Raw genomic sequence first — 11570 nt, forward strand, 5'->3', positions numbered from 1 at the left:
AGTTACGTATGAACAAATTAAATGTTGCGTTTGAATGGATTACAAAAGTCGCTTATCTGAACTTACTCTGGATTCTTTTCACAATTTTAGGAGCGGTTTTTATTGGTCTCTTTCCAGCAACAGCTGCTACGTTTGCAGTAGTTCGAAAATGGATTACAGGGTATACGGACGCTCCTCTTTTTAAAACCTTTTGGAAGGAATGGAAAGAGTCCCTCGTACAAGCAAATATATTAGGCTATATGATCGCTGTTATAGGATATATACTTTATTTAGATTTTTTATTTGTTACCGTATCACAAACAGACTTTGCGTTATTATTAACGATTCCATTTTTAATTATTAGTATCCTATTTGGATTGACGTCCCTATACGTATTTCCTGTATACGTATACTTTGAGATGAAGCCTTTACAAGTCTTTAAAAATGCGTTCTTTATCATGTTGTTAAATCCATTTCCGACGTTGATAATGGCATTCGGGTTGTTTGGTATTGGTTTTCTATTGTATCAATTTCAGTGGATGGCACTTTTCTTTAGTATGAGCATGTTTGCTCTAGCGTTATTGATGCCAGCAAAACGATCATTCTCAAAAATTGCGGACAAGAAACAAAATTATAAAGAAGCTACCAATGTATAATCTATTAGATATTCCCTAAATATAGAATTGGTAAACCATGCCATTGTGCATGGTTTTTTTATGTGAATCGAATTATGTAATTTTTTGTAGGAATATGTTCGTGTTTTGCTATGAGTAATAGGAGAACAGTAATACGTTTATTAGGCGAAAAGAATTAAAATCCCCCTGATTTTTTTAAAATGAAATATATTTGTAACATTAGATTAATATGATTGAAAACTAGTTGTGCTAGACTTAACCTAGCAAAATGAATGAAACGTAATAGAATCAATAGAAAGATGGGGGAATATAAGTGGTTATAGCCGATGGAAGAAAGTTTCTTGTAAGCGCTTTTGTAGTGTTGTCGTTATTTTTCATATCTTTTATTACTGTTAATGCGGAGACGAAAGAAGAAATTCAATCTAAAAAAGCAGAGGTACAATCAGAAATAACAGATAAAGAAAAGGAAATTGACAAATTAGCCGAAGAACTTATTCATTTAAATGAATCCTTGGAACGCACAGAAAAAGCCATCGAAGATAACCAACAAGCAATTAACGAAGTGGAGAAGGATATTCAACCATTAGAAGAAAAAGTGAGTAAACTAGAAGAAGAAATAGCTGCTCTGCAGAAGGCCATTGATAAGCGAGATGAGATTATTAAGAAAAGAATAGCCTCCTTACAAGAAAACGGAGGGTCTTATAGTTACATAGAAGTGCTCCTTGGTGCTGATAACTTTATCGACTTTATTGATCGTTTCTCCCTTGTGAATACAATACTTGAATCGGATGAAGCATTAATGCAGGATCAGAAGAATGATAAAGCAAAAATTGAAGAAAAACAAGCTGAATTTAATGCTCAATTAGACGAACTAACGGACATGAAGACAGAATATGAAGAAATGCAACGACATGTTCTTGAACAAAAAGAACAACTTGAAGTTACGAAAAAAGAACTAGAAAAGAAAGAACAAGAGAATAAGGATATCTTAGAAGATTTAAAAATAGAGGAAAGATTACTCGAAAGAAAAGAACAAGCAATGCGTGAGGCAGAAGCAATGATTCAACGCGATCAAGAATTATTGACTGCGTCCGCACAACCAGCTTCTAATTCAAACGGAGTCACACAATATGCAGAAGTAAAAGAAAACGCTGCACCTAAAGCAACTAGTCAACCAACTGGTAATAAAAGACAGGCTGTAACAACTGTAGGTAACCGATATATTGGTAATTCAGTTTATACGTACGCTGGTGGACGAACGGCCTATGATGTTGCGAATGGACGTTTTGATTGCTCTGGTTTTGTAAGCTGGGCATTCCGTCAAATCGGAACAAATTTACCGACAAGTACGGATGGATTATCTTCTGTAGGGACGAAAATACCGTTAAGTCAAGCACAACCAGGTGATTTAGTATTCTTTAATACGTATAAAACAAACGGACATGTAGGCATCTACTTAGGAAATAATAAATTTATTGGATCACAGAACAGTACAGGTGTAGCGATTGCTGATATGAACTCCAATTATTGGAGTAAAACGTTTAGTGGTCATGTACGCCGTGTCCTACCTTAAATAATAGCGTAAAAGAATCCCCAGTTAGGAAAGTGCCTAACTGGGGTTCTTGCTTTTCTTTATTAACAGTATTCGTTGTAAGCTTTTGTAAGATTGTTAATGATGTCCTCTTTCTCAAAGCCTTCAATTTCATCACGAGGGATAAAATGAACCAATTGCCCTTTATTTACTAAAGCAATCGATGGGGAGGAAGGCTCCACATTTTCAAAGAAATCACGCATTCTTGCTGTAGCTTCTCTATCTTGTCCAGCAAATACGGTTACGAGCTTTGATGGTTTTTTATCGTGATTTAAAGATTCAATGACTGCCGGGCGTGCTAAACCTGCTGCACAACCACAAACAGAATTAATCATTACGAGTGTTGGTGTATCATTATTAGCCATGAATTCCTCTACCTGTCCTGGTGTGAGCAATTCTTCAAATCCCGCATTCGTTAATTCGTCACGCATTGGCTGAGATACTTCTCTCATGTATTCTTCAAAGGCATTCATTTCTTGTACCTCCTGTATTCAAACATTCTCCATATCATTGTAACAAATGAGTTTTGTTAAGAGAAACTTCCTGCTCTTTAAGGTCTACCTTTATCCAACCTCTAACACTATTGATTAAAAAGATTTGATCTGCTTCGAGCAACTGCTCCTTTTTTATATGTTTTTCAATAAGTGTATTGTTAGCTAATAGCTTTCCACGCATTACTCCAGGTAAAAGTCCATCTGACAATGGAGGTGTATAATAGTGACCGTTTTTTTCGATAACTAGATTTCCAATAGAAAACTCCGTAACATGTCCTTCCTCATTCCATAACAAAGTGGTTTGATAGCCGTTTGGAAGTTTAGAATCAAACTGTTCATATACAGACCGGTTCGTAGTTTTATGATATAAAAACAGATTTTCTTTCTTTATCGGTTGGGGTGATAGTTTGGAACGAATGCTATTTAGTTTTTCTAGTGGAATTGCTTCAAGATTAATCTTTCCGTTATCACTCATGAGAAGACGTATTTTACTAGGTGGATTATCTTGTAAAGTAGCTATAAATCGTCTAATTTCACTCATTACGTTGTCCTGATCGTAAGTAAATTGAAAATAGGATGCAGATTCCTTCAATCTAGCCAAATGATCAGATAGATGATTTATTTCACCGTTTTCGTATCGCATCGATTCTAACAAGGAAAATTCAATCTGTTCTTTTGTTAGTATTTTTGTCTTCTCAATAACTTCATAATATTCTTGAATGGGTTCTGATTTTGATGTTACACCACTACCTGAACCGTAGATCGCCTGGTTCCCTTTAATTTGAACCGTTCTAATTGGAACGTTAAATATTGCTCTGTTATCGGGCGTGATATAACCGATGGCTCCACAGTATACGTCACGTGGAGAATCCTCAAGACTTTTGATAATTTGCATCGTTTCAACTTTTGGAGAACCTGTAATAGACCCACAAGGAAAAAGTGCCCGAAACCAATCATAAATTGAACTTTCCTCCTTAAGTTCTCCTGATACTGTTGATGTCATTTGATGAATGGTTGGATGTGTTTCTATTTCGAATTTTTTTTCAATTGTTGCTGTATTAGCTTTGACAAGGGTGGATAATTCATCTTTTAATAGTTTCGCAACCATTTCATTTTCATAGCGGTTCTTCTCTGAGCTATAGAGTAAGCTTTTCAATTCCTCATCTTCTTTATAACTGAAGCCTCTTTTCATTGTACCTTTCATAGGCTTCGTAATGATTCGTTTCCCGTCAATTTTAAAGAACAGCTCTGGTGATAGTGAGAGAATTTGTAACTCTCCAAGTTGTAAATAGGCAGAATATGATGCAGATTGGTTCTTTTTCAGTTGATTGTAAAAAGTATATGCATCTCCTTCAAATGATGCTTCGAACCGAGTTGTATAATTGACTTGCTCGGTTTTTTTATTCTTAATGTATTCTTGAATCGTTTCAATATTTTGTATAAAAGATTCTTTCTTTATAAGTGGTTTCCATTCTGAGGTGGTATATGCTGCTGGTTGTATTGGTTTTACAGGTCTTGGTTTATCGAATACACCAAACCATAGAAGTGGTATTAATGGTTTGTCGTTTACTTGGTAGTTTGTCTGAAACGCTGGAGCTGCTTCATAGGAAAGATATCCAGCCAAATAGTAACCTTCTTTTTTGAATTCGTTCATTTTTTCCATTAATGCAGGAATTTCATTACTATCGGTTGTAGACAGTACTTCAATCGGTGACGCAAAACTGCATGGCTTTTGATTTAAAAAATCGAATTGTAAGTAAATTGATTTCACGGAATAGCCTCCTATTATGTGGGTTGTTCCATTTGCTCTATTATTATAACGTATTCATCCGAAAGAAATAGTAAAAAAATAAATTTCCTTAACGTTTTTTCAATTCAGAACGTTGACTCTTTCCCTAATTATGATACTATTAAGGTAGTCTAATTGATAATGAATATCATTATTATGGTTTAGAATAATGAGCTTTCAAAAAGAGTGGTTACTATAAACGTATAAACAAAGTGAAATGAATTGTAAGCTATTCCATGGAATGGAAAGAGCTTGTAAATAGTTGATAATGAATTAGAATCATAGATTTATAGGGGATTCGGGTTTCTTACATCTAAGTCTAAAGGAGAATGAGAATGGTAGAAGTTAAGGGAATTACGAAAAGATATGGAACATCGACAGTGGTAGATGATGTTACTGTCAATATTCCTAAAGGGAAAATTACCTCCTTCATTGGGCCGAACGGTGCAGGGAAAAGTACCTTATTGTCAATCGTCAGTCGTTTAATTACGAAGGACGAAGGAGAAGTTTACATAGATGATAATGAGATTTCTGCAATAAAGAATAATAATCTTGCAAAGAAGATTGCTATTCTTAGACAATCGAATCATCTAAATGTACGTTTAACTGTAGAAGAATTAGTTAGTTTCGGACGCTTTCCTTATTCTCAAGGACGTTTAACAAAGGAAGACAAGAGAATCGTAAACGAATCAATTAATTATATGGAACTAGCCGATATGCGTCATAAATTCTTGGATGAACTAAGTGGTGGCCAGAGGCAGCGTGCCTTTATCTCTATGGTAATTGCTCAAGATACTGAATACATCTTGCTGGATGAGCCGTTAAATAATTTAGATATGAAGCATTCCGTACAAATTATGAAAGTTTTAAGAAACTTAGTTACTGAACTAGGGAAAACAGTTATTTTAGTGATTCATGATGTTAACTTTGCTTCTGTTTATTCGGATTATATTGTTGCTTTAAGAGATGGTAAAGTGATCCATCAAGGAATAACTAGTGAAATGATAGATAAACAAGTATTAAAAGATGTGTATGATATGGATATTCAAATACAAGACATTGATCAATGTAAAATATGTTTGTATTTCCAATAATTAAACGATAAAAAGATGAGTAGCACCTCCTATTTTAGACGCTGTCTAATTTTGGGGGTGTTTTTTCTAATTAATGGATTTCTAATAGCCAAAAGTAAAAAAAATAAATAGAAATTCCTATTCCTTATTGTTTTCATAGTGAATATTAGGTATCATAAATATAGGTAATATCCATCATTCGTCATAGTTACATAGGAAGTAATACCTCTAATATTAGAAGAAAGAGTGGGAAAACGATGGAAGTACTAACAAAAACAGTTATATTTAGATTAAATGGCCAAGAATATGGCGTAAATATTAATCAGATTCGTTCGATTGAGCGTATGGAGGAAATAGTTCCGTTGCCACAAACATCTGATTTTATAAAAGGCATTATTAACCTTCGTGGAAGTGTAATACCGATTATTGATTTGAGAACAAGGTTAGGAATGCAAGAAATGGAAGCAACCGAACAAACACGCATCTTGGTAGCGAATGTCCAAGAAATTACTGTAGGATTAATCGTTGACGATGCAACAGATGTTATCGATATTCATGATGATATTACTGAGGACGCTCCTGAATTAGTTAAAGGTATTGATTATCAGTATTTAAAAGGTGTAGCTAAAATTGAAGATAGAGGACTTATTTTATTATTAGATCTTGACCATGTACTAAATCATGAAGAAATAGAAGAAGTTAAAGAGGTTGCCGAATAATAATTACTTATCGTACTTCAAACAAAATCCGCTATTATGGATTGCGTTTGGAGTTTTTTTATGCGGTAAAATAATAACAAAGCGAAATACTTGGAATAAGAGGAATTATTCGGCTATGATGTAGAAAAGACAAGTGCTAGGAGGGGTAAGTTCATATGGAACTATATCATAATTTTATACTAAACGATCGACATAAGGAGATTATTAACGAAACAGACCAATTAGCAACAAAATTAAAAGAATTTCGAAAGCAAGCAGACGAGAGTGCAACATTGCCAGAAGAAAGTATTGCAGTGTTAAAAGAAGCGAACTATATGTCATGGACGTTACCGAAAGAATATGGAGGAAAAGAACTATCGTTATATGAGTTCTTACTTGCCCAGGAGAAATTAGCTCAAGGAGACGGTGCAGTTGCTTTGTCACTCGGATGGCATCTAGGAGTTGTAAAAGAGCTAGCAGATGACGGAAGTTGGGATCATGAGATGTTTGATTTACTCGCTACAGATATTCGTCAACATCAAAAATTAGTAAATCGTATTGCAACAGAGCCCGCTACTGGTAGTCCAACACGTGGGGGAATTCCTGAGACCAAGGCAGTTCAACAAGGAGATCATTATATACTAAATGGTAGAAAAAACTTTGCGACAATGGCGGAAGTTCTTGATTACTATATTGTGACTGCGCATGTCGAAGAAAAGGATGTGGTAGGTTCTTTCCTAATACCTCGAGAAACTCCAGGTATCCAAGTAGAAAAAACTTGGGACACATTAGGGATGCGAGGAACAGGCAGTGATGATGTATTACTTCAAGACGTGACTATTCCTGAGAAATATTTAGTAGAAATTAGTGAAAAACCAAAACGACCTGGTCCGAAAGGATGGCTATTACATATACCAGCTTGTTATTTAGGAATTGCAATTGCTGCAAGGAATGACATTATTGATTTTGCCAAGAACTTTCAACCTAATAGTTTGAATACACCGATTTCTAAGGTGGACCATATTCAAACAAAAATCGGTGAAATGGAATTGAAACTGTTACAGGCAAGATATTTTATGTATACCGTAGCTGACAAATGGGATAACTATCCAGAACAAAGATCACAATTATTAGGAGAATTAGGCGCTGTCAAAATGGTTGCTACAAATGCAGCAAATGAGATTGTTGATTTAGCGATGCGTATAGCTGGTGGAAGAGGACTGTCGAAATCTATGCCGTTTGAGCAATACTATCGTGACGTGCGTGCAGGATTACACAATCCACCGATGGATGATATGGTAATAAAATTATTAGCTAAATCAGCTATAAATAATAGAGGAAATTGAAGAGAAAAATGGAGTGGGTTCAGTGATCCACTCCATATCTTTTATTGATTATTGACAGGTAGGGCAAACACCATATATTTCAAACTTATGATCTTCTACCATATAATGTTTTAATTCGTTATTAATTTTCTCCATAGGACAGTGTTCAATCTCTTTTGTAATACCGCAATTTCTACAGATGAAATGATGATGATGCTCATGATTACATTTAAGACGGAAATGCTTTTCTCCATTGAGTTCGGTCGATTCCAAAATGCCTAACTCATGGAATAAATGGAGGTTCCGATAAATCGTGTCAAAGCTAATCCCCTTGTAATGAGGCTCCATATTGAGTAAAAGGTCCTTCGCTGTTAAATAACGGTCTTCCTCCACAAATAACTGTATGATGTCCCTTCTTTTGGACGTGAATTTATAACCTTCATCTTTTAAAATATCCAGTGCATTTTCTACGTTCATTTTATCCCCTCACATCACTTTTCATATTACTAGTAAGACGACGACGCTTGAAATGTTGTGCTCCAATGATTGACACTAAAACTAATATTAAGAAAAGCACGATAGAACCACCTGGAGGCATTTCTAAATAATACCCTATAATAAGTCCAATGATAACGGATAATTCTCCTATAAGTATAGAATAGATAATCGTTTGTTTAAACCCTTTTGCTAATCGAATACCGATAGCTACGGGTAAAGTCATTAATGCAGATACAAGTAACACTCCTACAATCCGCATTGATGCGGCGATTACTAATGCCGTTAAAATAATAAAGAAAGTATGAATAACAGTTGCAGGTATGCCATTAATAGTAGCTTGTTCTTCATCAAATGATAGTAAAAATAATTCCTTATAGATTGAAAAAATTACGATACAGACAATTATTGCAATGACAAGTACAATATACATATCTTGTTTGCTTACAGCAGATACAGAACCAAATAAATAACTGTATAAATCTGCATTGAATCCATCAGCAAGTGCAATGAACAGCACACTCAAGCCAACTCCAGCAGATAATATAACAGGAATCGCTAATTCTTGAAAGGCTGTGTACAATTTCCGTAGTTTTTCAATAAATAATGAGCCTACGACTGAAAAACCTAGTCCGGAGTAAAATGGTGTAATCGCTGTGATCCCTGTTTTTTTCTCTAATAGTAAGCCAAATGCAATTCCTGCAAGTGTAACATGTGAGAGAGCATCAGCCATCATCGATAGTCGTCGAACGACAATAAACGAACCGAGTAGGGGAGCGATAAATCCGATAATAATTCCTGTAATAAACGTATGACGAAGAAAATCATACTCTAATAAACTTGCTAACACTTATTCTCCCCCTAACGTAAACAGAGGATAATCCTCTAAAGAATCAATCGCCTGTATTGTTTTATTTACAAAGAAAACATTCGTCACATGGTTAGCGATAGCTTGTAAATCATGAGATACGATTAATAATGAGATATGCTGTTGATTTAATTTGGATAACAAGTCAAAAAAATTCGATACATTTTGCTGGTCAACACCGACAGTCGGTTCATCAAGAATGAGTAATTCAGGTTCGCTAACTAAAGCGCGAGCAATAAATACTCGTTGTTGCTGTCCACCAGATAAATTTCCGATATTTTCCTTAGCATAGCTCGTCATATCTACTTTTTTTAATGCTTCATAAACAGCTAATTTATGTTGCTTTTTTATTCTTTTAAAGATTCCGAGTGATGCAGTAAGTCCCATTTCTACCACTTCTTCAACAGTAGCTGGAAATCCCCGGTTAAATGCGTTAGCCTTCTGAGATACGTAAGCAATTTTATTTTTGTCTTTAAATTCTTGTATAGGAGTATTAAAGATTCGAATGGTTCCGTTATTTGCTTTGTTCAAGCCTAATATCAGCTTCAGTAGAGTGGTTTTACCTCCACCATTAGGCCCAACTAGACCTACAAAATCTCCTGCTCGCATAGAGAAATTAATATGACTTAAAACCGTTTTATCATAATCATATTGAAAGCTAACATCTTCGATTTCAATTATTTTATCTGACATCTCTAATCTCCTCTGATAAAATACATTTCTAAAATAACATAAAAATTATATCGTAATGATTCCGATTTGTAAATAAAACAAATTATGAAGTATACAATCCTATATACAAAGGATGTTTTCTGTTCTCGACTCAGCTTCAACTTTTTTTATATCGTTCATATTTAAAAAAGATAACGGAAACTGTCCGCTATCTTTTCGAGGTAAATTAATGAACTGGTAATTGATTTTTATATTGCTGGAATTGTTGAAAACTTTGTTGGATTTTTTGTTGCTCTTCCTTTTCTAAGCCATACCACCCATGCTTGAACATTGTGTTGTATAATTCTCTTTGACAATTTTGAGTTTCTTCAAAAATCTGTAGTAAGTCTTGATATAGGTTTTGGTTACTCGCTTCATTTAAAGCAATACTATAGGCTTGTGTTAAATATTTTTCTGTAGAAAGAATGTCATTGAGAAAGTCTCGATCATTCATTGTAGGATTCTTTTGTATTGGTGTCTCAGGATTTTTAACTTTGCTATTTTGTTGTTGCATCTCTTCACTCCTTTACATGTAGGTTTGCTGATTGTTTAAATGCGCCAAAATTCGATTATAATGTCTTTCATGCATTTTACATGCATTTTCAATCGTCGTTTTGATTTCCGGAATTGTACAATGCTCTGCAAAAAAGTGGGCCTTTTTAGCAGCGTTTAAATTCCAAGAAAGCATATCCGTTAAATAGAGTAAATCTTTCGTGCTCACCATTGATGGTGGCTGGTTCATGATTCCTTGGCCCGTTTGACCACCTGTTTGGCCTTGAGGAGACATTTGGTTAGCTTGAAACATTTGATTTTGCTGTTGTCCTGTTTGGTTTTGCTGTTGCATAGTAGCACCTCCTATTCATCGTTAGTTTGACAAAAAAATGTGCTTCTATACTTCTTATCAAGCATATGAACCATTGGATTTGATTTTAGCTAACCTATTTCGATACAATAGCGTTATAGTAGAGAAGGAGGCCAGTTATATGAGTATTCAATTTTATTGGTACCCAAAATGTGGGACGTGCCAGAAAGCAAAAAAATGGTTGGAATCAAACAACATGGAATACGAACCGATACATATAGTAGAAAATCCACCGTCGAAAGCACAATTAAAAGAGATCATCGAGAAAAGTGAGCTTCCTATTAAAAAGTTCTTTAACACGAGCGGTAAAAAATATCGTGAGCTTGGCTTAAAGGATAAATTAGATACAATGACTGAAGACGAGAAAATTGAACTTCTAGTAAGTGACGGCATGCTAATAAAGCGACCGATCGCCTACAATGGTTCAGACGTAACGGTAGGATTTAAAGAAGAGTCCTACGAAAATACTTGGAAATGAATGGAGGAGGAATAAACAGATGAATATACCAGCGTCCCTTTTATATACAAATGATCATATTTGGGTGAAGAAAGAAGATGGTACGTTACGCATCGGTGTTACAGAACATGCGCAATCGGAACTAGGAGACATTGTCTTTATTGAGCTTCCAGAACAAGGAGACCAGTTGAAGAGTGGAGAGCCATTTGGAAGTGCAGAGTCGGTAAAAACCGTTTCAGAACTGTACTCACCGTTTAATGGTAAAGTAATCGAAAAGAATAGTGAGTTAGAAGACAAACCAGAACTAGTAAACGAATCGCCTTACGAGGATGCTTGGATGCTTGTTATTGAGCCAGAGAACGAAGCAGACCTAGATGGATTAATGACAAGTGAGCAATATCATTCTTTATTAACAGATATGTAATAAATAGAGCACAACACGGTACGAGCCATATTTTGCTTGGATCGATGTTGTGTTTTCCTCTTTTCGGTACGTGAGGTAGTGTAAAAAGTTCTATGAAAACTACCCCATAATAAAAACTCTCATCTATTTTGAAGGAGAAAAATAACCGCCATCGCCCTTGACAAACACG

14 protein-coding genes are annotated in these 11570 nt (G+C 35.1%); 7 read left to right on the plus strand and 7 right to left on the minus strand.

Going from position 1 to position 11570, the window contains the following annotated elements; all coding sequences use genetic code 11:
- The first annotated feature begins 8 nt into the window (after positions 1-8).
- Together GGQ92_RS12770 and GGQ92_RS12775 are read left to right on the plus strand one after the other, a co-directional pair.
- On the plus strand, positions 9-635 hold the full coding sequence (locus tag GGQ92_RS12770; RefSeq protein WP_184249545.1) for a YesL family protein: 627 nt from the start codon (positions 9-11) through the stop codon (positions 633-635).
- A gap of 292 nt (positions 636-927) precedes the next feature.
- A complete protein-coding gene (locus GGQ92_RS12775; RefSeq protein WP_184249547.1) occupies positions 928-2187 on the plus strand; it encodes an NlpC/P60 family protein in 1260 nt (419 codons plus the stop codon).
- A 62-nt stretch (positions 2188-2249) separates the two neighbouring features.
- Here GGQ92_RS12775 and GGQ92_RS12780 read toward each other — a convergent pair whose 3' ends face one another.
- On the minus strand, positions 2250-2678 hold the full coding sequence (locus GGQ92_RS12780; protein ID WP_184249549.1) for a BrxA/BrxB family bacilliredoxin: 429 nt from the start codon (positions 2676-2678) through the stop codon (positions 2250-2252).
- A 34-nt stretch (positions 2679-2712) separates the two neighbouring features.
- The gene (locus GGQ92_RS12785; protein WP_184249551.1) at positions 2713-4470 is read right to left on the minus strand and encodes a chorismate-binding protein; all 1758 of its coding nucleotides are present in this window, start codon (positions 4468-4470) and stop codon (positions 2713-2715) included.
- A 353-nt stretch (positions 4471-4823) separates the two neighbouring features.
- Here GGQ92_RS12785 and GGQ92_RS12790 point away from each other — a divergent pair, with 353 nt between their 5' ends.
- The 3 genes from GGQ92_RS12790 (at position 4824) to GGQ92_RS12800 (ending at position 7605) form a co-directional block, all read left to right on the plus strand.
- Positions 4824-5582, plus strand: coding sequence for an iron ABC transporter ATP-binding protein (locus GGQ92_RS12790; RefSeq protein ID WP_184249553.1), 759 nt, complete (start codon positions 4824-4826; stop codon positions 5580-5582).
- 236 nt (positions 5583-5818) lie between these two features.
- Positions 5819-6280, plus strand: a complete 462-nt coding sequence (locus GGQ92_RS12795) for a chemotaxis protein CheW (RefSeq protein WP_184249555.1) — start codon at positions 5819-5821, stop codon at positions 6278-6280.
- Positions 6281-6435: 155 nt separating this feature from the next.
- The gene (locus GGQ92_RS12800; protein ID WP_184249557.1) at positions 6436-7605 is read left to right on the plus strand and encodes an acyl-CoA dehydrogenase family protein; all 1170 of its coding nucleotides are present in this window, start codon (positions 6436-6438) and stop codon (positions 7603-7605) included.
- Positions 7606-7653: 48 nt separating this feature from the next.
- Here the strand turns inward: GGQ92_RS12800 and GGQ92_RS12805 are convergent, their stop codons facing one another.
- The 5 genes from GGQ92_RS12805 to GGQ92_RS12825 all read right to left on the minus strand — a co-directional run bounded on the left by GGQ92_RS12805 (position 7654) and on the right by GGQ92_RS12825 (position 10445).
- Entirely contained in the window at positions 7654-8061 is a 408-nt protein-coding gene (locus GGQ92_RS12805; protein WP_184249559.1) for a Fur family transcriptional regulator, read from the minus strand.
- Position 8062: 1 nt separating this feature from the next.
- Positions 8063-8929 carry an iron chelate uptake ABC transporter family permease subunit gene (locus GGQ92_RS12810; protein ID WP_184249561.1) on the minus strand — a complete coding sequence of 289 codons (867 nt, stop codon included), beginning with the start codon at positions 8927-8929 and terminating at the stop codon, positions 8063-8065.
- A complete protein-coding gene (locus GGQ92_RS12815) occupies positions 8930-9640 on the minus strand; it encodes a metal ABC transporter ATP-binding protein (RefSeq protein ID WP_184249564.1) in 711 nt (236 codons plus the stop codon).
- Positions 9641-9845: 205 nt separating this feature from the next.
- Positions 9846-10172, minus strand: coding sequence for a spore coat protein (locus tag GGQ92_RS12820; RefSeq protein ID WP_184249568.1), 327 nt, complete (start codon positions 10170-10172; stop codon positions 9846-9848).
- 12 nt (positions 10173-10184) lie between these two features.
- Positions 10185-10445, minus strand: a complete 261-nt coding sequence (locus GGQ92_RS12825; RefSeq protein WP_184249584.1) for a hypothetical protein — start codon at positions 10443-10445, stop codon at positions 10185-10187.
- A gap of 196 nt (positions 10446-10641) precedes the next feature.
- Here GGQ92_RS12825 and GGQ92_RS12830 point away from each other — a divergent pair, with 196 nt between their 5' ends.
- Both GGQ92_RS12830 and gcvH read left to right on the plus strand, forming a co-directional pair.
- On the plus strand, positions 10642-10998 hold the full coding sequence (locus GGQ92_RS12830; protein WP_184249571.1) for an arsenate reductase family protein: 357 nt from the start codon (positions 10642-10644) through the stop codon (positions 10996-10998).
- 19 nt (positions 10999-11017) lie between these two features.
- Positions 11018-11401: a glycine cleavage system protein GcvH gene (gene gcvH / locus GGQ92_RS12835; RefSeq protein ID WP_184249575.1), complete on the plus strand. Its 384-nt coding sequence runs from the start codon at positions 11018-11020 to the stop codon at positions 11399-11401.
- Positions 11402-11570: the final 169 nt, after the last annotated feature.

It is taken from the genome of Gracilibacillus halotolerans, from assembly GCF_014206945.1.
In the GTDB taxonomy this organism is placed as follows: Bacteria; Bacillota; Bacilli; order Bacillales; family Amphibacillaceae; genus Gracilibacillus; species Gracilibacillus halotolerans.

Bases quoted from the DNA above. Each gene is read 5' to 3' on its own strand.
- GGQ92_RS12770 (WP_184249545.1), top strand. From the start codon at position 9: ATGAACAAATTAAATGTTGCGTTTGAATGGATTACAAAAGTCGCTTAT.
- GGQ92_RS12780 (WP_184249549.1), bottom strand. From the start codon at position 2,678: ATGAATGCCTTTGAAGAATACATGAGAGAAGTATCTCAGCCAATGCGT.
- GGQ92_RS12790 (WP_184249553.1), top strand. From the start codon at position 4,824: ATGGTAGAAGTTAAGGGAATTACGAAAAGATATGGAACATCGACAGTG.
- GGQ92_RS12795 (WP_184249555.1), top strand. From the start codon at position 5,819: ATGGAAGTACTAACAAAAACAGTTATATTTAGATTAAATGGCCAAGAA.
- GGQ92_RS12800 (WP_184249557.1), top strand. From the start codon at position 6,436: ATGGAACTATATCATAATTTTATACTAAACGATCGACATAAGGAGATT.
- GGQ92_RS12805 (WP_184249559.1), bottom strand. From the start codon at position 8,061: ATGAACGTAGAAAATGCACTGGATATTTTAAAAGATGAAGGTTATAAA.
- GGQ92_RS12815 (WP_184249564.1), bottom strand. From the start codon at position 9,640: ATGTCAGATAAAATAATTGAAATCGAAGATGTTAGCTTTCAATATGAT.
- GGQ92_RS12820 (WP_184249568.1), bottom strand. From the start codon at position 10,172: ATGCAACAACAAAATAGCAAAGTTAAAAATCCTGAGACACCAATACAA.
- GGQ92_RS12825 (WP_184249584.1), bottom strand. From the start codon at position 10,445: ATGTCTCCTCAAGGCCAAACAGGTGGTCAAACGGGCCAAGGAATCATG.
- GGQ92_RS12830 (WP_184249571.1), top strand. From the start codon at position 10,642: ATGAGTATTCAATTTTATTGGTACCCAAAATGTGGGACGTGCCAGAAA.
- gcvH (WP_184249575.1), top strand. From the start codon at position 11,018: ATGAATATACCAGCGTCCCTTTTATATACAAATGATCATATTTGGGTG.